This is a genomic window from Streptomyces sp. M2CJ-2, from assembly GCF_016757295.1.
Classification (GTDB): domain Bacteria; phylum Actinomycetota; class Actinomycetes; order Streptomycetales; family Streptomycetaceae; genus Streptomyces.
Genome location: NZ_JAESIF010000041.1, coordinates 25736 through 52056, shown reverse-complemented (window position 1 = coordinate 52056; position 26321 = coordinate 25736). Strand labels below are relative to the sequence as shown.

The window sequence follows — 26321 nt, the reverse complement described above, 5'->3', positions numbered from 1 at the left end:
GACCAGCCCGGGACGGGGTGCAGCAACCACCGCAACCGCAGTCGACTGCCAGAAACCGTCAATGACTGCCAGAAACCGTCAATGGCTGACCGACCGGCCCGCCGGTCCTGAATGACTGCTCAGCCGAGAGTTCGGGACGGAGAGGTCGTGAGTGCGCACTCCGCCACCCCGACGCTGGGCAGGGGGGCCGATCGCATGATCGCGACTGGCTCCCCGTCGTGCTCGGGGACCGAAGGGACTGAACGAAGTTGATCAGGCCCGCGTCACCCTCTTCCCGGTCTTCGACGCCCTTCCCCTGCTCTTCGATGGGGAAGCTGAGGAGCGTGGGGGGAGCAGGGAGCGGGGCGGGTACCGGCGGACGAGCCGGCCCCGTGACCGGACCGGCACCACATTGACGCGGTCTCACGCCGTGGTGCGCGGCGAAGTCCCGCGGCCGGCGCACACGGGCTGATCCACCGGCTGCGCCTGACGGTCGAGGCTTGCGGACGGGCATCCGCAGACCGGAACGCGAGAAGACCGGTGGACGTGCGCCTGGACACGGACGCCGGAGGCGGGGAGCACCTGGGCGAGCGGATCTGCGCGACGGGGGTCGTCGGGAATAGCCTGAAGAAGAGCGGCGCCGGGAGGGGCGGACCCTCCCGGTGTGTTCCCTTCGCCGGAGGGGACGCGAAACAGGGAGGAAGAGCCATGCCCTGGAACCTGAACGGCACGTACCTGGAGAGCTGCAACTGCGACGTGGTGTGCCCCTGCACCACCTCGGGTTTCGCCGCACCGGCCGACCACGAGCGTTGCCAGGTGACCTTCGCCTTCCACATGGACAGCGGGAACGTGGACGGCGTGGACGTCTCCGACCGCAACGTCGCCGTCTTCATCGACGGGCCCCGGGTGATGGCCGAGGGAGGCTGGCAGGTGGCGTTGTACGTCGACGCTTCGGCCGACGACGGTCAGGCGGAAGCGCTGGGGAAGGTCTTCTCCGGCCAGGCAGGCGGGCCGATGGCGGCGCTCACTCCGCTCATCGGCGAGGTCCTCGGCGTGGAGCGCGTCCCCATCGACTACCACGACGACGGCCGCCGCCACGCCGCGCGGGTGGGCGACGCCATCGACATCGAGATCGAGGACCAGGTCGCCCCGCAGTTCGGCGAGGAGGGCCCGGTGATGGGCCTGACCGGCATGTTCCACCCGGCGAACAGCACGCTGACGATCGCCCGGTCCACCCGGGCGACGGGCGACGGCGTGTACGGCCGGTCCTGGGACTTCACCGGCGGCAACGGACACTCGGCGCCCTTCACGTGGTCCGCGTGACCGGTGGGCCGGTCACCGGCCGCCGCAGGGCGGGACCCGCCGGGCTGCTGCTGGTCGCGGCGGCCGCCGCCTGGGTCTGGGTGGCGACGCGCTGGGGCGGCATGCAGACGATGCCCGGCACCATGGGCCTGGGCCTGTCCGCTTTCCTGGCCGTGTGGACGCTGATGACGGCCGCGATGATGCTGCCCGCCACGGCGCCCGTCGCCGCGCTGTACGCACGCACCATGACCGTGCGTCGGGCGCCGCGCATGGTCGTTTTCACGGTCGCCTACTTGCTCGTCTGGGCCGCGGCCGGGCTTCCGGCGTACGCGCTGGCAGTCGGCCTGGGCCGGGCGGCGAGCCTCCCCGCCACTACGGGGACCGCAGTGGCCGCGGCCGTGTTCGCGGTCGGCGGCGTCTACCAGCTCACGCCCCTCAAAGACCGCTGCCTGGCAAGATGCCGCTCGCCGATCGGGCTGATGCTGCGCTACGCCTCGTACCCGGGGCTCTCGCGCGATCTGCGTGCCGGAGCCCACCACGGGGCCTTCTGTCTGGGCTGCTGCTGGTCGCTCATGGTGCTGCTGGCGGCGTTCGGTCTGATGAACCTGTGGGCCATGGTGGTCCTGGCCGCCGTGATCACCGCCGAGAAGCTCGCTCCGGCCGGCCGCCTGGTGGCCCGTACCGTGGGTATCGCCTCGATCGCCCTGGCCGTCGCCGTCTTCTGGGTCCCGACACTGGCTCCGGGCCTCACCGGTGGCGGTACGGCCGGCATGTGAGGACGGGCCGTCCCTCGGCTCCATGCCGCAGTAGGCGTGGTGGTCCTGCTGCGCAGGTGGAGGCGGACCACCACGTCACACGTCGCCGTCTCGCCAGTCGGACACGCACGCGGAACGGATTCGGCACACATGCGGCCGGGGCGGCCGGCCGGCCGCCCCGGCAAAACGGGGCGTCCCGGTCAGCGGTCGTACTCGAGGCTCTCCCCGCTGCTGCCGCAGGTTCCCGGGTCGGTCGTCACCGGCGGCCGTTCCTCGAGGATCTGCCGGGCGTGAACCTCTCCCCAGCTGATCTCGTACCAGGACGCCGTTGCCGGACCGAGCCCCTCCGCCAGGGGACCGAGGACGCAGGACCGCATGGGCTCTTCCAGTCTGTCCAGAGCCGGGACCGCGTCCGCCGAGAGGCCACGCGCGTAGTCCAGATCGAACTTGTGGGTCTTCTCGTACCGCCGCACGTTGTTCTCGGCGATCAGCCCGTCGGGAGCGGCCAGGCCGAAGGCGAGGGCCCCGGCAGCCGCTGACGCGGCGACGGCACGGGGCAGCCAGCGTGCGCCCAGGACTCCGGCGGCCATGATCAGCAGGATGACCAGGCCGAGCCACAGCTCCATGGTCACGACGGAGATCCGCAGCCGGGTCAGCCCGTACGCCTCGACGTACATGTCCATGCGCCGTACCGCCGAAGCGACCACGATCAGGGTGAGGGCGCAAAGGGTGCCGAGGACTCCCCGCACCAGGTTCCGGTCACCGGGCCCGCCGCGTGGTGCCCAGCGCAGCGCGAAGACGATGACCAGGAGGGTGAGGAGCGTGGCGATGAGGAGCTGCCAGAAGCCCTGCCGCGCGTACTCGGAGTAGGTCTGGCCGGTCTTGTCCAGGACGGCCTGGTATCCGCCGAACAGGACGGCGAGCTGGATGGCGTTGAAGACGGCGAACAGCACGCACAGCAGGAGCAGGGGAAGCGCCCATTCGCCCCGGCCGCGGGCGCGGCCCGGACCGCTCTTGACACCGTCCCACCACAGAGGGGCGGCGGCGCTGTGCGCCGCCGCGAGGGCTCCGAGGAGCCCGAGGGCGAACAGCACCAGCCGCCAGGGGCCGTCGCCGACGGACGTGTCCGGGACCAGCCTGCTCAGCAGGTCGGCGAAGGCCGCGTCGGCCCCGGCGAACAGTGCGCCGAAGACGAGGAGGAGCACGGCCGTCACGACAAGGGCGCGCAGCGCGGAACCCACGTTGCCGGAGGCGTTGCCGGCCCGGGTGCGCACTCCTCGCCAGCCCCACACGGCGCCCTTGAACAACGAGTCGACCAGCCCGAAGGGGCTGAGGACGACGCCGGCCCAGGTCCGCGAGCCGTGGAGGGCGAGCGAGGCAAGACCGACGGCGGTGGCCACGGCGAGGAGAGAAGGCCATTGGGCGGCGCGCAGCGCCGGAACCAGCAGGAGGGCGATCCCTCCGATGCCCCAGGCGAGCGTCCAGGGGCGGGCCTGTAGTCGGCCTGCCTGGCGCGCGGCGAAGTACGCGGTGAGCGTGGCCGGCAGGGCGACGAGGAGCAGGTTGACGCCCACACCGTCGTTGAGGAGTGCCATGCTGAGCACGCCGGTGGCGAGCGCCGCCCAGAGGACGGCGGTGCCCACGGGGGAGGGCGATCCGCGGCGCAGGTCGGTGAACCAGAGGTCGTGGGCGTGGGCGCCCGCGTACAAGAGGCTGGGGGCTTCGCCGAGCCGCAGGTCCGTCGTCGCGTGCGACCTGCCCTTCGGTGGTGTTCCCGCCCTCTGTGCTTCTCCCGGGTCCGCGGCCTCTCCCTCAGGTATTCGCCCCGACTGCCGGGACCGCTCAGGTGGTTCGGCGGGCACAGGTGGTTCGGCGGGCACAGGTGGTTCGGCGGGCACAGGTGGTTTCTCTTTCACGGGACCCCCTCCCAACCGGCCCCGGGACGCACGTGCTCGGGTACGTCGAGCGGGTACCGGTGTCGCTTGCGAAGCCGGCCGCCATGATCGTCAGGGCGGCGTGCCCGCAAGGGTAGCGGGACCTACGACGGGGACGTCCGCGCTCGCGCGACTGTGGATCGACGACGGGACGGTGGCTGCCGGCCACAGCAGAGATCCCGCACGTCACGGACGAGGGATCCGGACCCGTCCTCGGACCGGACCCCTCACCGCGTGCTCCTCCTCGCTAGGCCGCTCGGCCCGCCGGGTGGAAGTTGACGCGTTCGCTGACGACGGGGAAGCCGGCCTTGGCGAAGTTCGCGGCCATGGGGAAGTTGCCCTGGTCGGTCCCTCCGCTGATGAACTCCGCGCCCTGTTCGACGAGGAAGTGGGTGCACTCCGCGAGGAGGTCGTAGGCGTAGCCGTGACCACGCTGTTCCGGGACGACTCCGATGAAGCCGATGGTCGGCCCGGAGGGGTTGTGGGCCGGGATGTGGACGCCGGCCAGGTCGCCCTCCGGCGTGTACGCGGTCTGCCACCACTCCCGCGGGGAGGGGCACCAGTGGAAGAAGTCGAGCTCCTCCTGGGCGGCCTGGTCGAGGCCGCCCTCCTCGACCGCCCTGAGCGCGTGGGCGTCCAGGGTGACGGAGTGGATGCGGCGCAACGCGTCGAAGAACACCGTGTCGTCGGGTTCGGCGCTGAAGCGCAGGCGTCCGGGCCGCTCCGGCAGACCGCGCTCGGGGGTCCAGCGGTACAGGAAGCGTTCCACCAGGAGTTCGTACCCGGCGGCTCGCGCGGCGGCGAAGCGTGCCTCGGCGGCGGCGCGCAGGCCGGGCTCGTCCCGCCAGCCGGCAGGCAGGTTGATCTCGAGTTCGACCTGCCAGGGGGCGGAGCGCAGGAGTTCGGCCCCCGCCTCCTCCTCCCCCTCGGCCACGTCGAACCAGTTGATGTTGAGGGGCTCCGAGTCGTCGGGGCCGCCCCACCACGCGCCGCGTGCGACGACCTCGCCGTCGCGCAGGACGACGCGCTTCCAGTCGGGGCGGAACCGGGTACGCCGATGGCCTTCACGGGCGCCCAGCGGGTCGGGGAGTTCGTCGAAGAGACGGGCGTCGCTCGCGGTGAGCGCGCGGATGACCGGACCGGTCATGGATTCCTCCGGGATGCGGACTGCTCGGAGCGCTCCCGGTCAGAAGTGACGGACCACGCCGGGACGGTGGAAAAGGGAGCGCTGGAAAGGTGTGAACCGCACGGCACTCGCCTCCTTCCGTCCATCTCAGGGCGTGGAGCCACACCGTACGTGCTCTTCCGCGGGCCCGTCCATGGATTTCCGCGGCCCGGGGAAGGAGGGGTCCGCGGGACGACGCAGAGCGCTCTCCAAGGCCTGCGGGGCCTTGATGCTCCGCCCGTGGACCGTGATCTTCATGCTCGTCGGGTTGCCTGGCTCCGGTGGTGGCCGGTTCGTGCGCGGACTCGGTGACGACGCCGCCAAAGGGTCCAGCGGAGACGTCGGCCCAGGCCGGGGCCTGGGTGTCGGATGCGCGTGGTGAACAGGTGCTGGATGTCGTGGCAGGTGATCGGATCAACTCGTCGGGTGGGGCGACGTGTTGGATGCGTTTGCGGGCCGCGGTGACGGTGAGGAAGGCGTGGGCCGGCCTGCCAGGCACCGCGCACGAGGCATGGGCATGGCTCCATGCCGGCCGCCGCGAAACGCGGCGTGCCTGACGGCGTCAGAAACCCTGCACGATGACCACCGCGCATACCGGAACCCGCGTCACCTGGACCGTCCGCCCCGCGCTCTTCCCACCGTCCGCACACCCATGGGATGTCGAACTCCCCATGTACGCATACGACTTCAATCCTGGCAGCAGCCACCCTCAGCAATGTCGGACCGTAGGGTGTTCTCATGACGGATCCAGGGATCGGCAAGCGAAGGCTCAGACAACTGAGCGAGTTGGAGGATGTGTACGACTTCCTGGAGGAAGTGCGTCTACGCCCTGGCATATGGGTGCGCGGCAACTCGTTGCTGCACCTGCAGTCCATGCTGACGGGCTACCGGATCGCTCTGGGAGTGCACGACATCGAGGAGACGTTCGACTTCTGGAACCCCGGAAACCAGATTCCCTTCGCCGAGTGGCTTTGGAAACGGCTGGACATGCCCTACTCGAGCCCGCTCGGCTGGGCAGTCGAGATCGAACGCGCGGCGGAGAAGGCCGACAGGCCCGCCATAGAGATGTTCTTCGACCTCTTGGACGAGTTCCGCGCCGCGGTGCACGGAGCCGATCACGAGGTCAGAGCCAAGCCAGGTGACCCCGTACCCGCCGAATCGGAGCGGCCGCTCTGATCAGTGCGGTGGCGGCACCGGTCCTGGGATTCGTGGTGGCGCTCCTGGGACGTCGGCGGCGGGCTCGCCGACGCTTCGTCATCATGGGGGCGGTGTCCGGCGCGCCCGTTCTTTTCTTTCTGATCTTCGGAGTGCTGTTGCCCGAGTGCCCTGATGGTCATCACTGCTCGGGCATGCCACCGAGCGTCACGCTCGCATCAGCGGCGACAGCGACTCACGTCAAGGGCGTCACAGGCGACTGACACCGGCGTCCGACACCGACACCCGCGTACGAGCCCGGGCGACGCGCGGCGCGCTCGGTCGGCTCAGGTGTTGGGACGCTTGCCGTGGTTGGCCTTCTTCTTCTTACGGCCGCGTCGTTTGTTGGCTCGCTTGGCCATGGCGCACTTCTCCCTGATCGGGACTCTTCCTGCCTCCGCCAGTCTAGGTTCGGCCCCGGGTGGCCGCATCAGTGGTGAAGCGGCCCTTACGAGACGGGGCACGCCCCGCGCGGTGACGCGCGCCACCGGCAACGCCGTTCACTCGCCGTCGGCGGTGGGCCCGTCCTCCTCCCGTTCGCCGTCCGGTCCCCGGGCCCGCACCCGCTGGACGTGCTCCAGGGACTCACGCAGTTCGGTGAGCCAGTCGTCGGTGTGCCGCTGGACCAGGCGCACGCACCAGGCCAGCGCCTCGCTGCGGCTGCGGGCCACCCCGCCGGCGATCAGCGTGTCGAGGACCAGGCGCTCCGGCTGGCGCAGCCGGGTCATGACGGGCGCGGCGACATGGGTGAACAGGGCGCGCCGCCCGGCGCACTCCACTCCCCAGGAGACCTTCCGGCCGAAGCGGTGCTCCGCGTCCCGGGCGACCGCGATCCGGGCGTCCCGGGTGCGTTCCCGGAACTCCTGGATCCGGCCCTCGATCGCCGCCTCCCGCTCGGCCGGAGAGGCGTCCTCGACCGGCCGGGGCCCGGGAATGCATCCGATCACCGTGATCTCCTCGCGGTCGACCGTGACCTCGGCCAGTTCCTCGAAGAGATCGTCGGGGAGCCGGCCGCTGAACCAGCCCCTCAGTTGCTCTCGCTGCTGTGCCGTAATCATGTAATGACGATTACTCGACATCTTCATGAACACAAGGGATGGCGGAACGGTCCGCCGACAGCGGAATCGGAATGTTTCAGGCCCATCACCGACCTTGAACGCGTGATGCCGTCAGGGAGCTCGCGCCGATCCCGGGGGCGACGCCGACAGGGTCGCCCGTGCCCCTCGTCCGCCGTTGAGATGAAGGCCCGGTCACTTGCCGGCGCCCTCGGCGAGGGTGTGGGCGACGAGGGCGTTGGCGTGGCCGTGGCCGAGGCCGTGTTCCGCCTTGAGCCAGTTGACGAGCTCCATGTGCTTGGTGAGCGGGGAGGTGCGGATGAGGTCCTTCCACTCGGCGATCGGGCGGCCGTACTTCTTCTCGATGGAGGGGAAGTAGCCGGCGGGACCCTTCACTGCGCTGGTCATGGGATACCCCGTTTCCTCTCTGATCCGAATGCTCTTGGTGGTGTCGACGATGTCCGCCGGAGCGGCGGGCGGCTAGCGGTTCGTCGGGGCGCCGGCCAGGCGGGCCAGCACCACGGCCAGCCACAACAGGCCGAGGCCCGCGCCCGCGGTGAAGGCCGGCACGAAGGCGGCGGAGGCCGTGAAGCCGGCCAGGACGGCCACCGGCACCAGGCGCGAGGCGACGGCCCACCCGTGGTGGCCCCTGGCAGCGAGCGGGCGGGCCAGAACGACGAACGCCGCGCACAGGGCGAGGTAGCCGACCGTTCCGGCCGCCATGTGCACGGCACCATGCCCGCTCAGCGTGGTCGTACCGGGCGCACCGGCGGGGAAACCGGCCCCCGCGGCGGCCGGGAAGACCGCGGCGGCCCAGAACGAGGCACCGAACACCCCGACCAGGACCGGCCCCCAGGTGCCGCCCGTATCGCCACGCAGCGCCCGGCGCAGACCGGTCGCCCCCACGACCAGCAGCGTTCCGGTGAGCAGGAAGTTCACCGTCTGGATCCAGCCCGGCTCCCCGAGGGCGAGCTGGCTGATGGCGTTGCGGGTGAAGTCGAAGCCGTCCCGTGCGAGGCCCTGGGCGACGCCGAGCGTGAGGAACAGTGGGCCCGCCGCCGCACCACCGGCCAGAGCCCGCCGTGCCACCGGTCGTGCCGCGGACGCCACGGAAGCGGTGTGCCGGGTCGCGCTGAGCGTGTGAGTCATGGCCGGGCCTTCCTCATGCCTGTGTGGTCGTTGTCGCTTGTACGACCGACGGCACGAGGAAAAGTCATCGCTTCACTCGGCATGCTCTGCGTCACATCCTCTCGGCCGCCCGAGTGGCGCGTGGGCGGTCGGGACGAGCGGGCTGCGGGCCCTGCGGTCGTCGACCGTGCCCGGGAAGCGGGCTCGGGGGCTTGACAGTTCACTCATCGATTATCGATAGTCGATAGTATCGACAATCGATATGGCGGTCGTGGGCAGAAGGGGGAAGCATGAGTACGAGGTCCTGGTGGAGCCGGGCCGACGAGCGGCTGCTGGGGGCAGCTCTGGGGCTGGCCGCTCTGCTGGTCGGCGTCTTCGGGGTGCTGGTCCCGGCCCTCGGGGTGGTCGGCCTCGTCGACCCGGTGGACACCCGTGAGGTCGAGACCGGGACCACGGCCCCGGTGCCGGGCGCCGTGATCGACGCGGCGGCGGGCCACGGCATGACTCTCACCGGTACTCACCGGGCCGACCTCGCCTTCACCGACCCCGACCTGGGCCGGCGCCTGTTGCTCGCCCTGCCGGAGTTCGTCGGCAGTCTGCTGCTGCTCCTCATCCTGGCCCTCCTCCTCCAGATGGCCAGGACCCTGCACGGCGGCGACGTCTTCGTACCGAGGAACGCCCGGCGCCTGAGCGTCATAGGGCTCGCGGTGCTGGTGCAGGGCGTCTTCTCCCCGATGCTGCTGGCGCTCACCACGCAGGCGCTGGTGAGCGGCACCCCCCTGGCCGACCGGATCCCCTTCTCGGCCACCTTCTCCGGCGAGTACGTCCTGCTCGCCTTCCTCATCCTGGCCCTGAGTGAGGTCTTCCGGCGCGGGACGAAGCTGCGGGCCGACACCGAGGGGCTGGTCTGATGCCGCCGGAGGAGGAACACCGGGTTCAGGTCCACCTGGACCGGCTGCTGGCCGACCGCGGCATGACCCTGTCCGAACTGGCGGCCAGGGTCGGGGTGACGGTGGTCAACCTCTCCGTCCTGAAGAACGACCGGGCGAAGGCGATCCGCTTCTCCACCCTCACCGCGATCTGCCGCGAACTGAACTGCCAGCCCGGCGACCTGCTCAGCGTCCGCGAGGACTGAACCCGGTGTTCGGCCTCGCCGCTCTTTCAGGCGGCCGTGCCCGGTGAGCCGATGCGGCGGTGAGAAGGCCCGACGCCCCACTGGCGGAGCACCGCCGGGCACGGCCCCTTCCCCCGTAGCGGGTGAGGCACGGGGCGCGTGCCTCGGGTGCGATGGACGAAGCGGCGGGCGTCGGCCGCTGCCCGGCCGGCCCCGCCGGCGTACCGGGCCGACTCGGCGAGGTGGACGGCGTGAAGCACTGGCGGGCCCTGGTCGTTCTCGGTACGGCCCAGTTCCTGATGGTCCTGGACACCTCCGTCATGAACGTGTCCATCAGCCGGCTGGTCGAGGACTTCGACACGGAGGTCACCGCCATCCAGGCCGTCATCACGTTGTACGCACTGGTCATGGCGGCGTTCATGATCATCGGCGGGCGGTTCGGGGACATCCTCGGGCGTCGCCGCATGTTCCTTCTGGGCCTGACCGTCTACGGCGTGGGGTCGGCCCTGACCGCTGTGGCCCCCACGCTGTGGGTCCTCACGCTGGGCTGGTCCGTCATCGAGGGGCTCGGAGCCGCCATGGTGCTGCCGGCCATGGTCGCCCTCGTCGCGGAGTCGTACCGCGGGCGGGACCGGGCCGTCGCCTACGCGGTCATCGGCGGACTCGCCGGCGCCGGGATCGCGGTCGGCCCGCTGCTGGGCGGCTGGATGACGACGTACCTGACCTGGCGGCTGGTCTTCGCCGGCGAGGTCGTGGTCGTCGTGGCCGTCCTGCTGTGCCGTCGGGTGATCGCGACGCCCGTCCGGACCGGCCCGCCTCCCCGGCTGGACGGCGTCGGCGCCGCGCTCTCGGCGGCCGGACTGGGGCTGGGTGTGCTCGGCGTGCTGCAGAGCAGCACATGGGGGTGGGTGCAGCCGCGGAACCCGCCCTTCACCGTGTTCGGCTTCGCCCCGACGCTGTTCGTCGTCGGCGCCGGGGTGGCCGTCCTGGCCGTCTTCCGGCACTGGGAGCGGCGGCGCGCCAGCCGGGGCGACGACCCCCTGGTGCACCTGTCCCTGCTGGGCAGGCCCGTGCTGCGGTCCGGTCTGCTGACACTGCTGAGCCAGAACCTCATCCTCCTGGGGCTGTTCTTCACCATCCCGCTGTACCTGCAGGTCGTCCAGGGCTTCGACGCCTTCCAGACCGGGCTGCGTCTCCTCCCGGTGTCCGCCACCATGCTGGTGACCTCCCTGTCCGCGTCCCCCCTGGGACGGGTGTGGGGGCCGCGCCGGGTGGTCCGGGTGGCCCTGGCCACCCTGACGGCGGCCATCGTGTGGCTGCTGGCCACCGTCGACCCGGTCATCGACGACGCGCAGTTCGCCGGAGCCATGGCCCTGCTGGGCGTGGGGGTCGGCCTGCTCGCCTCGCAGCTGGGCAACGTCGTCCAGTCCGGTGTCGGCGAGGAGGAACGCAGCGAGGCCGGAGGGCTCCAGTTCACGGCACAGAACCTGGGCTCGGCGCTGGGCACCGCGCTCATCGGGTCGATCCTCATCGGTGCGCTGGCCCACGCCTTCACCACGCAGGTGGCGGACGACCCGCGCCTGTCCGAGGAGGCCCGTGCGCAGGTCGGTGTCTCCCTCGAGGCCGGGGTCACCTTCGTCCCCACCGGTCAGGTGCGCTCGGCGGCCGAACGTGCCGGGTTGCCGCCGTCCGAGGTGGACGCCGTCACGGACTCCTACGCCTCCGCGCAGCTGGCCGGTCTGAAGGCGGCGATCCTGGCCACCGGCGGCGTCGCTCTCGCCAGTTTCCTGGTCACACCGCATCTGCCGACCGCCCCGGGCAGCCGTCCGCGGCAGCCGGACACCGGTGCCCCGGCCGAAGCGACCGGCCCGACGCGCTGAGGCCGAGGCCGACACCAAGGGAGTCAGCCGTGTCCAGAACCAAGGCCAGAACCAGAGCCAGGGCCGGCCCGGCCACGCACCGGCGGGCGCGCCGCGCCGAGCGCCGGGTCCACGCGGATTACACGGGTGCCGTCTACGGATCCATGCTCGCGGCCTCCGTGGTGCTCGGCGCCGGCTCGCTGGGCTCGTTCCCCCGCGCCGAGCTGGTGCTGCTGCTGTTGCTCACCGGTGTGGTGTTCTGGATCGCGCACGTGCACGCCCAGTTGTTCGGGGCACGGCTGGCACAGCGGGCTCCGGACCGCCGGATGGTGTGGCACGTGTGCCGGGACGAGTGGCCGATCGTCAAGGCGGCCTTCCCGCCGGCCGTCGCGGTGGCCGTCAGCCCGCTCCTGGGCCTGGACGTGCGGGGCGCCCTCTGGCTGGCCCTCTCCGTCGCCGTGGCCGGGCAGGTGGGCTGGTCCGTGGCCGCGGCACACCGTGCCGGTGCTTCCCGGCGGCTGATGGCCGCCACCGCGTCGGTCAATCTGCTGATCGGCCTGCTGATCGTCTCCTTCAAGATCGTCCTGAAGCACTGAGCACGCACGGGCCCGGGGTGCCGACCGCCGGGCGAGGGGTCACCTGCACCCGGGTGCCGGGATCACCCGCGGCGGGTGATCCCGACACCCGGTGACAGGCGTGACCCTGGAGCCGTCAGGTCCTCGCACACCGTCACGCGAGCTCGCACACCGTCACGCGAGGAGGAGCCATGTCCACGCCGCGTGGTCCGGCATCGCACACCGGGGCGGAACGCCGTCCCGGCCGAGTGCCCTTCGATCCGATGGGCGATCCCACCCACGCACTCGCGCGGCTCGGCCGCTCATGGACCTGGCTCCTGGGCTCGGCCGTCACCACGCTGGTGCCGGGCGTCCTGATCCTGGTCTGGCCGGAGGCGACCCTGCACGTCCTGGCCGTCCTCATCGGCCTGTACCTCCTGGTGACCGGGGCGTTCCGGTTCGTGGCCGTCTTCGCGCGGGAGGGGCACGAACGGCTCCCGGGGCTGCTCCTGTCCGTGCTGTACGTCCTGACCGGGGTGTTGTGCCTGCGGAACCCGCTGCAGACGATCGCCGCGCTCTCCCTGATCGTCGGGGTGCTCTGGCTCGTCTCCGGCCTCCTCACCCTCTACACGGCCCTCGCCACCCGGGACCTGCCGCACCGTGGCGTCGTCCTGGGCACGGCCGTGCTCGCCATCGTCGCGGGGATCGTGGTCCTCGCCCTGCCGACCGAATCGGCCCGCGCCCTGACCCGGTTGCTCGGCCTGTGGCTCGTCCTGCTCGGCCTGGCCGAGGTGGTGGTCGCCTTCGCTTGGCGGGCCGCGCTCCGCAGGACGCACTCCGCGGGGCCGCACACGCCCGTCCCGGCGGCCTGACACCGCGACCGCCGCGGAGGAGCACCCATGAACCCGGCCACGACCCCGGATCAGCCCGACTCCGACGGAACCGCGAACCCGAGACGCGCCTTCACCGCCGACGAACGAGCGGAGTACGAGCGACTGCGCCGTCACGCGGCGGTGCGACACCGGCGGGTACGCGTGGCGGGCTCCTCGATCCTCCTTCTGCTGGCCCTGCTGCTCGCTCCCCTGGCCGTCGTCGCGGCCTGGGTCCAGGACACGGTCTCCGACACCGACAGGTACGTGGAGACGGTCGCACCGCTGGCGTCCGATCCGGCCGTGCAGGAAGTCGTGATCAACCGGCTCACGGACCACGTGTTGGAGAACGTGGATGTCACGGCGGTGACGGACTCGCTCGCCAGGACCCTCCAGGACGCCGGGGCACCGCCCCGCGTCGTGGCGGGGGCCGAGGCCCTCACGGGTCCGCTGCAGAACGAGGTCAGGACGGTCGTGCACCGCACTGTCAGCCGTGTGATCACCGGCGACACCTTCCAGCAGGCGTGGGAGGACGCCAACCGGCGGGCGCACACCGCGGTGGTGACCATGCTCACCGGTGACAGCACGGGTGCCGTGCGCGCCCAGGGCGACACCGTTCAGCTGGACGTGGGAAAGGTCGTCGACCAGGTGCGGGAGCGGCTCGTCGACGCGGGCTTCGACAAGGCGGCCGCCATCCCGGACACCGACCGGACGATCACCCTGTTCCAGACCGAGCAACTGGGCAAGGCGCAGGACATGATGCGGCTGCTGGACGTCCTCGGCGTCTGGCTGCCCCTGCTGACCGTGGTGCTCGCCGCGCTCGCCGTGTGGACCGCCCCGGCACACCGCGTGATGCTGATGATCACCGCGACGGGTGTCGGCGTGATGATGGTGGCGCTGCTCGTCGCACTGGCCGTGGCCCGACGGATCTACCTGGACTCGGTTCCGCCCGCGACGCTGCCGCCCGGCGCGGCGGCGACGATCTACGACACGTTCGTCCTGTTCCTGCGTGACAGCACGCGCACCCTGTTGGTCGTCTCGGTGATCACGGCACTGGTGGCGTACCTGTACGGTCCCGGACGTCCCGCCCGTGCCGTCCGCGCGACGGCGCAACGGGGTGCGACGGCCACCGGCCGGGCGCTGCGCCGCGCCGGGGTGTGCACCGGGTCCGCCGGACGCTGGCTGGCGGACCACCGGGCGTGGACCACCGGCGGCGTCTTCGCGGCCGGGTCGCTGGCGCTGGTGCTCTGGAACCACCCCACGGTCGGGGCGGTGGTGCTCGTTCTCGGTGTCGTCCTGGCCGCTCTGGTGGTCCTGGCGATCCTCGGGGCCGCCGCTCCCCCTGCCCACGGGGAGTCCGGCGCCTGATCCGAGGGCGGCAACCCGTCCGCCGACGGCACCTCACCCGGTGCGCACACTCACCCGCGCCGGGTGAGGTCACCCGGTGCTCGCCCCGGGCACGCTGAGGACGGCACGGAACCGCTGCCGACGGGCGCCCGGGAACGAGGGAGACCGCGGCGCCCTCCCGGACGGGGCGCCCTCCCGGACAGGGAGTTCCGCGGGGCCAAGGAACCGGTCCTGACCGGCCACGGCCCGACGGAGCACTCGGACTCCACCGCCCGCTGGACACCCGCGGCCGGCGACGCGTGCGGCAGCCGCGGCACGGCACGGACGGAGTGCGAAGGCCGAGTCACCGGAAGGACCGAGCGGGCCGAGCAGACAGGGCCGTCGCCGCGTGGCCGGGAGCGCGAGGAGCGCGAGGAGCGCGAGGAGAAGGGCCGACAGGTGGAACGGCGCAGAGGTGGCACGAGGGGATCGGGCGGGGCGGGGACCTCGGCCGCACTCGAAGGCGGGGCCGGACGAGCCCGCCTCGCCCTGCTCGCCCTGCTGGGAAGCATCCTGGTGCCGCTCGTCGCCGCCGGTCTGCGGAGCGTGCTGTGGGTACCGGTCGGCGTCGCGGGGCTCGCGCTCGCCGCCGTCGGTGTGTGGTGGGTCCTGGCCCACACGGGTGTGCTCCGTGTCCTCGGGGCGGTCCTGTCGGTGGCCGCGCCGGTCGCCGTGTTCGCCCTGTACGCCGCGTTCGGCTTGCTGGGACCGGCCCTGGTGTCCCTGGCCCTGTGGGCGCTGGCCGTCACGACGGCACGTACGGCCCTGACACCGGGTCACCCCGCCTCCGAACAGGCTCTCACCGAGGCGCCCCACGCCCCCTGGGTCCTCATGAACCCGCGCTCCGGCGGCGGCAAGGTGGGCCGTTTCCAGCTGGCGGAGAAGGCCCGGGCGGCGGGCTGCCGGGTGGTCCTGCTCGACGCGGGCCAGGACGTCGTCGAGCTGGCCCGGCGGGCCGTCGCCGAGGGAGCCGATCTGCTGGCGGTGGCGGGAGGCGACGGCACCCAGGCCCTGGTGGCCGAGGTCGCGGCACGCCACGACCTGCCGTTCGTGGTGATCCCCGCGGGCACCCGCAACCACTTCGCCCTCGATCTCGGCCTCGACCGCGAGGATCCGGCCGCGGCCCTGCCGGCCCTGACCGACGGCGTCGAACTCCGCGTCGACCTCGGGTACGCCGCGGACCGGGTCTTCGTCAACAACGCCTCGTTCGGGACGTACGCGTCCGTCGTCACCGACCCCGCGTACCGGGACGCCAAGACCCGCACGACCCTGCGCACCCTTCCCGGCCTCCTCACCGGCGAGGAGGCGCTCAGGCTGCGGGCACGGGCCGGCCGGACGCGCGTCGACGGGCTCCAGGCCCTGCTCGTCAGCAACAACCCCTACGGACGTGCCGTGGACGCGGCCCGCCCGGGGCGCAGGGAGCGGCTGGACTCGGGGCTCCTCGGCCTGGTGTGCGTGCGGGTCGGCAGCACCGCCGAGGCGGCCCGCATCGTGCGCGGGCCGCGCTCCGGGGGGCTCGTCCGGCTGACCGCCGAAGAAGTCGTCGTCGAAGCCGGCACGGACACCCTCCCGGTCGGCATCGACGGAGAACACGTCGTCCTGCCGTCACCCGTGGTGTGCCGCAGCGCGCCCGGTGCGCTCCGGGTCCGCGTGCCGCGCCACCGCCCGCACGCCCGGCGGGGCAGCGGCGCGGCGGCCGACTGGCCGCGCGTGGCACGGTTGGCGCTGGGCCGTCTGCTTCCGGGCCGGCGAACGGCTCCGCCGGGGTGACGGCGGTGGTCGCCGTCTCGTCCGGCAGTTCCTCGGGCCCCCACCGGCGCCCGTGCGCGGCACCACCCCCGGAACGGCGGCGGCTCCCCGCCGAGGACGGCGGGGAGCCTGGACCACCCGGTGGCGGTCCTTGGCGGACCGCGGCGGCTACCGGGGCGCGACCGCGTCCTCGGTGCTTCTCGGGCGCTTCCGCTCCCGGACCAACGAGATCGCGATCACCAGCGCGGCCACGAGCACGGAGAGCACCACCTGGCTCCGTCCGCCGCCCTCCCTGCCGTCGGTGAGCATGTAGACGAGCACGAACGAGATCATCCCGATCGTCACCCACGTCAGATACGGGAACAGCCACATCCGGACGACGAGCTTCTCCGGGTTCTCGCGCAGGATGATGCCCCGCATCCGCAGTTGCGAGAAGCAGATGACCAGCCACACGAAGAGCGCGACCGCGCCCGAGGAGTTCAGCAGGAACTGGAACACCGTGTCCGGCCACAGGTAGTTGAAGGCGACCGCCACGAAGCCGAAGGCCACGGAGGCCAGGATCGCGGCCTGCGGGACACCTCGCGCGTTCGTCCGTATGAAGGACTGCGGGGCGTCGCCGCGTTCGCCCAGGGAGAAGGCCATCCGGGAGGCCGTGTAGAGACCGGAGTTGAGGCAGGACAGCACGGCGGTCAGCACGATGAAGTTCATGATCTCGCCGGCGTGCGGGATGCCGATGGCGTTCAGGGCCGCGACGTACGACCCCTTCTCCTGGATCGCGGGGTCGTTCCACGGCAGCAGGGAGACCACGACGAGGATCGAGCCGACGTAGAAGAGGCCGACCCGCCAGATCACGCTCCTGGTGGCCTTCGCGACGGCCCGCTGCGCGTTCGGGGACTCGGCGGCGGCGAGGGTGACGATCTCGCTGCCCATGAAGGAGAAGACGACCAGCAGGATGCCGGTGAGGATCGCTCCGGGCCCGTGCGGCAGGAAGCCGCCGTGTTCGGTGAGGTTGGCGAAGCCCGTCACGGCGTTGTCGGAGCCGGGCAGCACACCGAAGATCGCCAGGCCGCCGAGGACGATGAAGCCCGCGATGGCGACGACCTTGATGCCCGCGAACCAGAACTCGAACTCGCCGAAGGAACCGACCGAGAGCAGGTTCGTGGCGGTGAGGACCACCATCACGATCAGTGCCCAGGCCCACTGCGGTACGGCCGGCACCCACCCTTCCAGGATCACGGCGGCCGCGGTCGCCTCCACGGCGAGCACGACGACCCAGAAGAACCAGTACAGCCAGCCGATCGAGAACCCGGCCCAGCGGCCCAGCGCCCGGTCCGCGTAGGCGGAGAAGGAACCGGAGCTCGGATTGGCCGCGGCCATCTCGCCGAGCATCCGCATCACCAGGACGACCAGGGCTCCGACCAGCGCGTACGACAGCAGGATGCCGGGCCCGGCGGCGGCGATACCGGAGGCGGAGCCCACGAAGAGGCCGGCGCCGATCACACCGCCGATGGCGATCATGGACAGATGGCGGTTCTTGAGACCGGCCTTCAGACCCGACTGCTCCGGTGGCCGGCCGCCGGCCGGCGGAGTGGTGGCCGTGGCCAGGGAATCAGGGGCGCGTGCAGTCATGTCGACATCCGTCCAAAGTGGGGTTGGGGAGTCTTGCGGGGAGTGGCCGCCGTGTTCACCGGGCCACCGATCGCCGATCACCGACGATCCGGATCTCCGGATACCCCGTGATCGGCGGAAACGATCAGGCCGGTTCGGCAACGGACCGGCAGCGGGTCGGCTGCGACCCCGGAAGTTCTCAAAAGCGTTCACCATGTGGGGGGTGGTGTTCGGTATGCGGATGCGGTGGCGATGATGGGGTCGTCATCGCACGTCGGCGCTGTGCTCCGTCTCCTCGTGAGAGGCGGTGTGAGAGCCGGTCCGCATCCCTTGCGGGGTTGAATTCGCGCAAGCGTATGAGGGGCCGTGAGGCGATGTGTTTGTGCGGCTCGACGAATCCGCCCCCGATCGGCTGTACGACCGGCCAATGCGGAAGGAAGCGGAATCAGGTGGTGGGCGGCGGCAGCCGCAGCTGGAGCATGGCGAGCAGGCGCTGGTCGGGACGGCTCAGGTCGAGACCGGTCAGCTCCTCGGCCCGGCGGATGCGGTAGCGCAGCGTGTTGGGGTGCACATACAGCTGGGCGGCGGCGGCCCGTACGTCACCGAAGGAATTCAGATAGGTCAGGACCGTCTCCGCCAGGCGGCCCTGGTTGCGGCTGTCGTGCTCGAGGAGGGCGGTCAGCCGGGGATCCCGTATCTCGGGACGGGTGGAAAGCAGCGTCAGCAGTTCACTGACCAGTACCTCCGCCTGGATGTCCGGCAGTGCGGCGACCGCGGTGGGCACGTCGGTCCCCAGCATGGCGTCGAGGATGCGGTCGGCCTCCCGGCGTGACTCCGGGACGTCCCCGAGCCCGGACACCACGCAACCGACCGAGCCGCGCAGGGGCAGGTCCAGATGGCGGCGTGCGGCGTCGGTGATCTCCTGGCCCCAGCCGCGCAACGTGTCCACGTCGATGCTGCGCGGCAACTGGGGCAGGAGCACGTAGATGCGGGGGTCGACCTGCGTGACCAGCGCACTGCGATGCCGGGCGGCCATGTGCACGGAGACCAGGTTGGTGACCTCGGCGTGGGTCAGCTCCGGGGCGGCGAGGACATCCGCGGTCTCGTACGAGAAGCCCAGGACGGCGGCCGGACGGGTCGCGTCGAATCCCAGCTGGGTGGCCAGCGGCTGGGGCCCGGTGCTCCCGTCCAGCAGTCCGGCCAGCAGGGTCCGGGTGAACGTCAGCCCCTCCGAGAGCTCCCGGCGGCGGCGCACCAGGTGGAGCGTGGCGACCCGGGCCGCACCCAGCAGCGCCTGGTCCGAGCGTTCGGACAGGGGCGTCGAGCCCTCCTGCACCCAGATGGTCCCCAGTTGCCGGCCCCCGGACCGCATGGCCACCGCGAGCCGGCGGCGGATCCCCAGCTCGGGGTGGCTGTCGATACTGATCACCTCGTCGCTGGATTGCAGGTTCTGGAACACGCCCCACTCGCGCAGCTTCGCCAGATACGGCTCCGGCCCCTGCCAGCCGAGGATGGAGCGCCGCCGCAGGTCGTCGATCTCGTCGGAGTCGGTGGAGCGGGAGTACGCCAGCACCCGGTGGGCGGCGTCCTCGATGCTGACGATGCCGCTGGTGAGGATGGCGGTGGTCTGGGCGAGCGAGAACAGGTCGCCCTCCTCGGCCCCTTCGCCCGGGTGGCCCGGCGGCACGTCGTCGAGGGCGGCGCGGGCCAGCGTGTTCACCTGTTCCCAGCGCGCTTCGCCGCGCAACGAGAGCAGGGCGACCCCGGCCTCGGCGGCGGTCTCGCTGAGGGCCGCGGCCTGGCCGGGGCCGTCCAGTTTGACCACGACGCCGGCGGCTCCGTCGCGCCCGGCGGCCCGCAGCGCGGGATAGGCGGCTCGGCCACGGGCACCGATGACGAGAACCAGCTCGCCCGGCCGAGTGGCCGGCGGGTCCTCGGGGTCGAGCAGGGCGACGCCGCGGATCCCGACGTCCAGTCCGGCGGGCGCGGCCTGCACCTCCAGCAGCGAATCACCCAGCGCCATCAGCAACTCGCGCAGGCTGATGCTCGCCGTGGGGGGAGGTACCGCGTCCGAATCTATGGTCATCGCCTCTGCCGGGGGCCGTGCCGAGCGCGATGCTATCCGTTCGGCTACGGGGACCCACCGGGCAGGTGTGGCCCCCGTCGGGCTGACAAGTCCACGGACGCGCTTCTACAGTGGTGGGCACGACCTCTGCCGGGCCTGCGGCACGCCCGTGTCGCAGCCACCTGCCGGCTCAGCCGGCACCTGGCGGAGGTGTGCCGTGCCAGACGACTGTCGGCCTTCTCGCTTCGGCGCTGACCTGTTCCCCGCCGCACGCGGATGGATCCGCGATGCCGCGTGCGTGGGCGAGGACCCCGAACTTTTCTTCCCTCTGATCGAGCGGGACGGCGAACCCCAGGTCGCTCGCGCCCGTGCGGTCTGCCGTCGCTGCCGCGTCCTGCTCGCCTGCCGCCGGTGGGCCGTCGAGCAAGGGGAGGACGTCGGCATCTGGGGTGCGACCACCGCCGCGCAGCGTCGCGCCCTCCGCCGGGAGCTGTTCGGCGGCCCGGCGGGACGAACGACGGGGAGAACGGTCGACGCACGTCGGGAATGACCGCTCACCGCCGGGGTGCCGACCGTGCGGTGCGGCCTCGGGTCGCCCCGGACACGCCGACGCCGGGCAGGGCGCTCCCGCGGGGGACACCTGGTGGACCGCGGGCCTGCGCGACCGGCACATCACGTGCGGACCGGACGGTGGGACCCGATGCCCGGCCTGATCGGCCGCCGTGCCGACCCGGCGGGGCCGGCAGCTGTCACGACGACCGACGAGTGTCGGAGCGGGCCGAGGAGCCGCTTCACTTCCGCCCTGAGGGGCGCCGCGCCCTGTGAAGGGCCCCGGTGGCGGCACGAGCGTGAGCGCGGCCTTTCCTATCCGTCGTGCCGTCGGCGCACCATCTCGGCGATCCAGACGGGCGCGAACGGAGACGTGCAGCCCGGGGAGGTCGGGTGGTCCTTGAGCACTTCCAGGCGCTCGCCGATGCCGACTGCGCGGGTGCGGTGCCCGGCGTGCTCGATGCCGATCTGAGCCAGGCAGTGGTTCATCGCCCACTGCAGGCGCTCCGGGGCGTCCTTCAGCTCCGCCTCGATGACGTCGAGCAGTCCTGCGAGGTCGAGTCCCTCGGGCCGCTTCGCCACGCGTTCGGTGGTCAGCGCCCAGCCGGCGCTCGCGACCACCGGATCCGGATCGGCGGACCAGGCCAGGCGCAGCTCCTCGGAGTGCGGGTTCTTCTTCACCACGTGGTTCACGAGCCAGTCGTGCACCTTGGGCGCGCGTGCCTCGCGCAGCATGACGTCCAGTTCGTCGCGCTCGAACGCCTTCGGGCGGCAGACCAGGATCGCCAGCAGTCTCGCCGCGGTGTCATCCGTCGCCCAGAGCCGGCACGCGAGTTCCTGCTGCGTCTTCAGCCGCTTCGCGAGCGCGCGCAGCCTGCTGAGGTTCACACCGTGATCGTCACCGTGTTTCTCGTTCACCCGGCGTGCCTTCGGGTCCTCGAGTTCGGCCAGTTCGGCCATCACCTCGGCCACCGTCGTGTCGACCGGCGTCGTCTCGGCCATCTCAGCCTCCTGGTACGAAGGCCGTGCTGGCCAGGGTCACGTGTACGGCGGTGCCGGCGAGGATACTCAGCAGGGCGGTGCGGCGCCACAGGTGCAGGCCGACGGTGACGGCCAGGGCGGCCAGGGGGGCCAGGGCGCGGGACTCGGTGACCGGGAGGTCGCGCAGGCAGTAGACGACCAGGATCACCATGATCCCGGCGGGCATGCGGGTGCTGAGGTACTGCACGGTGGCGCTGGCCCGCAGCGGGGCGAGGACGGCGAAGGGCAGGGCGCGCAGGGCCCAGGTGACGGCGGCGGCGACCAGGATCGCCGCGACGGCGAACGGGATCTCCCCTGCCCGAGCGGAGTCGAGAGCTTGGGGAAGGGCGTCAGGCATGGGCGGGCTTCCTGCCGGTGGCGAAGTGGCGGGCCAGGAGACCGGCGGTGAACAGGGCGAAGGCGGCCAGGAGCATCTGGCCCGGGAAGAACAACCGGGCGGCCAGGGCACAGGCGAGGGCGAGCACCGGGGTGGGCAGGTCGCCGCGCAGGTCGCGGATGGCGTCGAGGGCGAGGACGGCGAACAGGGCGGTCAGTGCGAAGTCCAGGCCGGTGACGCCGTCCGGGACGAGGGAGCCGAGCAGGGCCCCGACCGTCGCGCTGCCGGCCCAGTACAGGTGCATGAAGAACTGCAGCCACAGGATGCGCCGGCCGGACCAGGTGCGGGCCTGCTCGGTGGCGGTCAGGGCGTACGCCTCGTCGGTGAGCGAAAAGGTGCTGTACGTCTTGGCGAGGCGGCCCCGCACCCGGTGCAGGGGGAAGGACAGGGCGTAGAAGACGTGCCGTGCCTGGACCAGGGAGGCGGCCACGGCGACGGACGTCAGCGGCGCTGCGGCGGCGACCATGCCGATGAGCAGGAACTCGAACGAGCCGCCGTAGATCAGGGCGGCGGACAGCCCCGCCCACCACCAGTCGAGTCCCGACTGGACGACCAGCGCTCCGAAGGCGAGACCGAGCGGGAACATTCCCATGCCCACGGACGCGCAGTCCTGGAAGGCGGCCCGCGCCTCGGACCGCTCGCGCGGTGGAGGAACGGAGGCGGGAACGGACGCCGACACGGGCCCGGGGACGGACGCGGACCCGGTCCGGTCGGCGACGGTGGAACTTGTTCGCATACCGACATTTTAGTGAGAATCCCACCTCATATGGTTACCGGTCCGGGTCGTACGATCGCCGTATGAGCAATGCAAGCGGCCTCGATGCGACCGATCGCGAAATTTTGTTTCACCTGCGCCGGGAGGTCGGCTGTCCAACGTCGAGCTGGCCAAGCGGGTGGGCCTGACCCCGCCCCCGTGCCTGCGCCGGGTCAAGCGTCTGGAGGAGGCCGGCGTCATCACCGGCTACCGGGCCGTCGTCAGTCCCGGAGCGATGGGACGCGAGCTGGAGGTCCTCATCGACGTCGAGATCTACGCCAACGACCGCAAGACCGTCGAGGAGTTCGAGAACACCGTGGCCTCCTACGAGGAGGTCGTCGAGTTCCGGCGGATGTACGGCCGCCCCGACTACTTCCTCCGCGTCGCCGTCGCCGACCACGCCGCCTACGAAGCCTTCCTGACCGGCAGACTCACCGTCCTGCCCGCCGTCCTCCGCCTCGAGTCCCACCTCACCATGAAGAAGATCAAGGCGGACTAGCGTGGGCCGGTGGTGACGGAACAGCACGGTGCGGGAGACGTCCTTCCCGGTCGTGGACGCGGGCACCGATTGCTGACGACGCGCCACCACGGTCGCGGCGCAACCGTGAGCGGGCTTCGGGCGTCGTGATCATCGAACAGTGATCCACGAGAAGGAGCATCCGTGCGCGCAGACAGACGCTGGGCCGGTTCCGCCGCCGCGGCCGCAGGGGCGGTGATGCTCTTCACCACCGCCTGCGCCGGGCCGTCGGCCCCGGCGGACGGCGTCACGGGCGACTCCTCGCCCGGCGCTTCGGCTTCGGCGACGCGGACGCCCGGTGCTCCGGCAGCCGTGAAGAGCTCACCGAACCCGGGCTTCGCGGACTTCCAGGCCGAGCCCTGCCCCGAGCTGACCGATGACGAAAAGAACGCCGGCTACCTGATCACCATGGCCGCCGGCCCGCGCGAGGGCATCACCGTCCACCCCGGCGGCGAACCGCAGACCGTCCTCGTCAAGCTCTGCAACACCACCGGCGAGGCACTCCCCGGCATCGCGCTCTCCGCGCAGGTCGAGTGGAACTACGCGGGCGAGCGGCCGCCCAAGCTGACGGTGGAACGGCGCGAGGCCCCCGACGGCGACTGGCGTCCCGTCGAGCTGGTTGTGGCCAACGACTACCAGCCGTTGACCGGCGCGTCCGGTGCACGGGACCTGCCCGCCGACGGCACCCGCATCGTGGAGTACCGGATCAGCGCCGCCGAGGACGCCCCCGCGGGCAGTGGGCGGCTCAGCATCCATGCCGTCCGGGCCGACGCGGACCCGTTCGACATGGAGGACATGCGGGGCGGCGGCAACGGGGGATTCCCCCTCACCACGGCCCCCGGGGAGTGAGCCGAAAGCTCGGCGTTCCACGACGGAGAAGCCGGCCTGGAGCGCGTAGCGCGGCGGGCCACGGCACGGCCTCGGTGTGCGTACGCCCGGCCGACGTCCCGGCCACCGTGACCGCGCTCGCCGGCACGCGACTGCTCACGTCGACGGCACCGGCGGCGTCCCCGGGCATGCGGTCCGGCAGGGCCGGGATCGGCTGCGGCTGACGCACCGGGTTCAGAGCAGGTCCTTGGCCTCGCCGCGCAGCGTCGACAGCGCGTGCCGCGCGGCCGCCGTGTCCGGCAGCACGGCGAACAGCAGGGGACTGCCCGCGGCCGGTTCCTCGGCCAGGGTCCGGCGGATCCACTCCATGCCGTCCTTGAGTTCGGCGGACGCGTCCGTCGTCCCACCGCTGCGGGCGAAGTTGCCGAGCGCCGACCGGTGCATCGCGTCGATCAGCGCGGAGAGCGCCACCGGCAGGAACGCCGGGCCGTCCGGGGGCAGTCGGTCACGCAGATACGCCCGCGTCAGGGCGACGTAGCGCTCGTTCTCGAGCACCTCACGCCTGCGCAACTCGGGCACGACCCGGGTCAGCCGGTAGCGCTGGAGCACCAGTTCGGGCCTGCTCAGGAAGTCGAGCATCACCACCTCGGTGGCCGCGACGACGACGTCCACCGGCGACCGCCCCCCGGTCGGCTTCACCAGGTGGCGCGCCAGCAGTTCCAGCCGCGCGGAGTGATCGGGGAACGCCAGCTCGTCCTTGCCGTCGAAGTGCCGGAACACCGTACGCCGTGACACCTGCGACGCGTCCGCGACGGCCTCCACGGTGACGCTCTCGTAGCCCTGCTCCAGGAACAGCGCCATCGCCGTCTCCGCGATGCGGTACTTCGTCTCCAGCCCCCGTTCGACCACGGCTCCTCCCCTCTTCCCCTCCTCGACGTCTTCGCGCGAAGTCGTCGTGAGTCCGTGAGTCTATGACTGCGGCCGCGGGGGGAGGCCGGGCCGGCCTCCCCCCGCGTGCGGTCGGCGCCGCCCACCCGCCGGACAGGCCGGCCCGGGCGGCGACGGCACGGTCCCGCGTGGTCACCTCACCTCTTCCGCTTCCGCACCGGCCGGAGAGCCCAGGTCGGCATCCCGGCCGGCCCGTCGGTCCTCGGAACGCACCGTTCGATGCAGCACCGGCAGGAGCAGCACACCGAGGACGGCGGCGCCCACGAGCACGGCGTGCCCGGCGGAGTCGCTTCCCCGGCCCTCGGCGAGTCCGTACAGGTAGGGGCCGACGAACCCGCCGAGCAGCCCGACCGTGTTGATGAACGCGAGCCCGGCCGCGGCCATCAGCCCGGACATCCTCGCCATCGCGACCGACCAGTAGAGCGGGAGGATGCCGACCAGCAGCAGCATCGCGGCGTCGATCAGCAGAATGCGCAGGACGGCACCGTCGGAGACGCTGTACGCGATCGCCACCGGGACCGTGGCGAGCGTCACGTACGTCACGACCCGGACCTCGTTCCGCACGCGGCGCTGGATCCACGGGATCACGAGCACGCCGACGAACGAGGCGATGCCGGCGCTGCCGCTCACGACACCGATCAGGAAGGACCCTTCGACGTCGAGGCTTTCGACGATGGACGGGAAGTTGTACTGGATCGCCACGCTGCTGACCTGGTTCGCGAAGTAGATCAGGGACAGGGCGATGATGAACGGCCGGGCGAAGGCGATCCTGACGTTGCCCTTCAGGGTGCCGTGCCCCGGAGCGGTCCGCACGACCGCGCGGTCGTTCAGCACCGCGGCCTCCTGCGCCGTCAGCCACTTCGCGTCCTGTGGCCGATCGGGGACGAGGCGCCACACGAAGTAGGCGACGACCACGGTGAGCAGGCCCTCGACGAGGAACATCCACTGCCAGCCGTACAGTCCGCCCGCTCCGTGGAGCTCCATGAGAGCGCCGCCGAGGGGAGCTCCGAGCGCGAAACCGGCACACACGGCGAGGTAGAGGATCCCGACCACGGTCACCCGCTGCTTCTGCGAGAACCAGATCGTGACGGTGTACATGAGCGCCGGGTACAGGCCGGCCTCGGCCGCGCCGAGCAGGAACCGGACGACGTAGAAGGACAGTTCGTCCTGCACGAACATCATGCAGGAGCAGAGCAGTCCCCAGGTCACGGCGATCCGGGTGATCCAGCGCCGCGGTCCGACGCGGTACATGATCAGGTTGCTGGGCACCTCCAGGAGCGCGTAGCTCAGGAAGAAGATCCCGGCGCCGACGCCGTACGCCGCGGCGCTGATGCCCACGTCGGCTTCGAGTGACGTCTTGGCCATACCGACGTTGGTGCGGTCCACGAACGCCATGAAGTACGTGAGGCACAGGATCGGCAAGAGACGGAAGGCCGCTTTGCGGCTCGCCGTGGCGTGCAGGGCGTCGGTGCCGTCCTGCACGGTTCGCTGCTGGTTCACAACGGGTCTCCCGGAACGCGTGGCACTGGATGTCATTTTTTGACACTCGGTGGCGCTGGACTGTGCCACACGTCACACGGGGACACAAGACC

The 26321-nt window shown here is 71.7% G+C and carries 24 protein-coding genes and 1 pseudogene; 13 read left to right on the top strand and 12 right to left on the bottom strand.

What is annotated here, in order from left to right:
- The first annotated feature begins 687 nt into the window (after positions 1 to 687).
- Together JL475_RS26095 and JL475_RS26090 are read left to right on the top strand one after the other, a co-directional pair.
- Entirely contained in the window at positions 688 to 1302 is a 615-nt protein-coding gene (locus tag JL475_RS26095) for a DUF1326 domain-containing protein (protein WP_202280373.1), read from the top strand.
- Positions 1299 to 2057: a DUF2182 domain-containing protein gene (locus JL475_RS26090; RefSeq protein WP_202280372.1), complete on the top strand. Its 759-nt coding sequence runs from the start codon at positions 1299 to 1301 to the stop codon at positions 2055 to 2057. Before JL475_RS26095 ends, JL475_RS26090 begins: the two co-directional genes overlap by 4 nt.
- Before the next feature lie 179 nt (positions 2058 to 2236).
- On the opposite strand, the gene JL475_RS26085 is transcribed toward JL475_RS26090, so the two are convergent.
- Complete coding sequence (locus tag JL475_RS26085) at positions 2237 to 3745, bottom strand: DUF4173 domain-containing protein (RefSeq protein WP_237408280.1); 1509 nt, start codon at positions 3743 to 3745, stop codon at positions 2237 to 2239.
- A 472-nt stretch (positions 3746 to 4217) separates the two neighbouring features.
- The gene (locus JL475_RS26080; RefSeq protein WP_202280371.1) at positions 4218 to 5117 is read right to left on the bottom strand and encodes a GNAT family N-acetyltransferase; all 900 of its coding nucleotides are present in this window, start codon (positions 5115 to 5117) and stop codon (positions 4218 to 4220) included.
- A 756-nt stretch (positions 5118 to 5873) separates the two neighbouring features.
- On the opposite strand from JL475_RS26080, the gene JL475_RS26075 reads away from it, so the two are divergent.
- Complete coding sequence (locus JL475_RS26075; protein WP_202280370.1) at positions 5874 to 6311, top strand: hypothetical protein; 438 nt, start codon at positions 5874 to 5876, stop codon at positions 6309 to 6311.
- 518 nt (positions 6312 to 6829) lie between these two features.
- Here JL475_RS26075 and JL475_RS26070 read toward each other — a convergent pair.
- From JL475_RS26070 to JL475_RS26060, 3 genes are all read right to left on the bottom strand, one after another.
- Entirely contained in the window at positions 6830 to 7387 is a 558-nt protein-coding gene (locus JL475_RS26070) for a hypothetical protein (protein WP_202280369.1), read from the bottom strand.
- 192 nt (positions 7388 to 7579) lie between these two features.
- On the bottom strand, positions 7580 to 7792 hold the full coding sequence (locus JL475_RS26065) for a DUF4287 domain-containing protein (protein WP_202280368.1): 213 nt from the start codon (positions 7790 to 7792) through the stop codon (positions 7580 to 7582).
- Positions 7793 to 7864: 72 nt separating this feature from the next.
- Complete coding sequence (locus JL475_RS26060; protein ID WP_202280367.1) at positions 7865 to 8533, bottom strand: DUF998 domain-containing protein; 669 nt, start codon at positions 8531 to 8533, stop codon at positions 7865 to 7867.
- Between the two features lie 269 nt (positions 8534 to 8802).
- Between JL475_RS26060 and JL475_RS26055 the strand changes: the two genes are divergently transcribed.
- The 7 genes from JL475_RS26055 (at position 8803) to JL475_RS26025 (ending at position 16064) form a co-directional block, all read left to right on the top strand.
- Positions 8803 to 9423, top strand: a complete 621-nt coding sequence (locus JL475_RS26055) for a DUF2975 domain-containing protein (protein ID WP_202280366.1) — start codon at positions 8803 to 8805, stop codon at positions 9421 to 9423.
- Entirely contained in the window at positions 9423 to 9647 is a 225-nt protein-coding gene (locus JL475_RS26050) for a helix-turn-helix transcriptional regulator (RefSeq protein WP_202280365.1), read from the top strand. Before JL475_RS26055 ends, JL475_RS26050 begins: the two co-directional genes overlap by 1 nt.
- 230 nt (positions 9648 to 9877) lie before the next feature.
- Positions 9878 to 11506, top strand: a complete 1629-nt coding sequence (locus JL475_RS26045; protein WP_202280387.1) for an MFS transporter — start codon at positions 9878 to 9880, stop codon at positions 11504 to 11506.
- Between the two features lie 29 nt (positions 11507 to 11535).
- A complete protein-coding gene (locus JL475_RS26040; protein WP_202280364.1) occupies positions 11536 to 12081 on the top strand; it encodes a hypothetical protein in 546 nt (181 codons plus the stop codon).
- 170 nt (positions 12082 to 12251) lie between these two features.
- The gene (locus JL475_RS26035; protein ID WP_202280363.1) at positions 12252 to 12911 is read left to right on the top strand and encodes an HdeD family acid-resistance protein; all 660 of its coding nucleotides are present in this window, start codon (positions 12252 to 12254) and stop codon (positions 12909 to 12911) included.
- Positions 12912 to 12938: 27 nt separating this feature from the next.
- On the top strand, positions 12939 to 14276 hold the full coding sequence (locus tag JL475_RS26030) for a hypothetical protein (protein ID WP_202280362.1): 1338 nt from the start codon (positions 12939 to 12941) through the stop codon (positions 14274 to 14276).
- 507 nt (positions 14277 to 14783) lie between these two features.
- Positions 14784 to 16064, top strand: coding sequence for a diacylglycerol kinase family protein (locus JL475_RS26025; protein ID WP_237408303.1), 1281 nt, complete (start codon positions 14784 to 14786; stop codon positions 16062 to 16064).
- Between the two features lie 147 nt (positions 16065 to 16211).
- Here the strand turns inward: JL475_RS26025 and JL475_RS26020 are convergent, their stop codons facing one another.
- Positions 16212 to 17672 carry an amino acid permease gene (locus tag JL475_RS26020; protein ID WP_202280361.1) on the bottom strand — a complete coding sequence of 487 codons (1461 nt, stop codon included), beginning with the start codon at positions 17670 to 17672 and terminating at the stop codon, positions 16212 to 16214.
- A 424-nt stretch (positions 17673 to 18096) separates the two neighbouring features.
- On the bottom strand, positions 18097 to 19737 hold the full coding sequence (locus JL475_RS26015) for a helix-turn-helix domain-containing protein (protein ID WP_237408278.1): 1641 nt from the start codon (positions 19735 to 19737) through the stop codon (positions 18097 to 18099).
- Between the two features lie 259 nt (positions 19738 to 19996).
- On the opposite strand from JL475_RS26015, the gene JL475_RS40275 reads away from it, so the two are divergent.
- Positions 19997 to 20266 (top strand): WhiB family transcriptional regulator, encoded by a 270-nt coding sequence (locus JL475_RS40275; protein WP_307825165.1) that lies wholly within the window; start codon positions 19997 to 19999, stop codon positions 20264 to 20266.
- Between the two features lie 314 nt (positions 20267 to 20580).
- On the opposite strand, the gene JL475_RS26005 is transcribed toward JL475_RS40275, so the two are convergent.
- The 3 genes from JL475_RS26005 to JL475_RS25995 are packed head-to-tail and all read right to left on the bottom strand — an operon-like array spanning position 20581 to position 22274.
- Positions 20581 to 21267 (bottom strand): DNA alkylation repair protein, encoded by a 687-nt coding sequence (locus JL475_RS26005; RefSeq protein WP_202280359.1) that lies wholly within the window; start codon positions 21265 to 21267, stop codon positions 20581 to 20583.
- A gap of 1 nt (position 21268) precedes the next feature.
- Positions 21269 to 21643, bottom strand: coding sequence for a branched-chain amino acid transporter permease (locus tag JL475_RS26000; RefSeq protein WP_202280358.1), 375 nt, complete (start codon positions 21641 to 21643; stop codon positions 21269 to 21271).
- Positions 21636 to 22274 (bottom strand): AzlC family ABC transporter permease, encoded by a 639-nt coding sequence (locus JL475_RS25995; RefSeq protein ID WP_237408298.1) that lies wholly within the window; start codon positions 22272 to 22274, stop codon positions 21636 to 21638. The genes JL475_RS26000 and JL475_RS25995 overlap by 8 nt, the downstream gene beginning before the upstream one ends.
- Before the next feature lie 206 nt (positions 22275 to 22480).
- Here JL475_RS25995 and JL475_RS25990 point away from each other — a divergent pair.
- Positions 22481 to 22935, top strand: a pseudogene (locus JL475_RS25990) (Lrp/AsnC family transcriptional regulator).
- A gap of 162 nt (positions 22936 to 23097) precedes the next feature.
- Positions 23098 to 23802 (top strand): hypothetical protein, encoded by a 705-nt coding sequence (locus tag JL475_RS25985; RefSeq protein ID WP_202280356.1) that lies wholly within the window; start codon positions 23098 to 23100, stop codon positions 23800 to 23802.
- Positions 23803 to 24015: 213 nt separating this feature from the next.
- Here JL475_RS25985 and JL475_RS25980 read toward each other — a convergent pair whose 3' ends face one another.
- Positions 24016 to 24690 (bottom strand): TetR/AcrR family transcriptional regulator, encoded by a 675-nt coding sequence (locus JL475_RS25980; protein WP_202280355.1) that lies wholly within the window; start codon positions 24688 to 24690, stop codon positions 24016 to 24018.
- Between the two features lie 171 nt (positions 24691 to 24861).
- Positions 24862 to 26229, bottom strand: coding sequence for an MFS transporter (locus JL475_RS25975; protein ID WP_307825162.1), 1368 nt, complete (start codon positions 26227 to 26229; stop codon positions 24862 to 24864).
- Between the last annotated feature and the right edge of the window lie 92 nt (positions 26230 to 26321).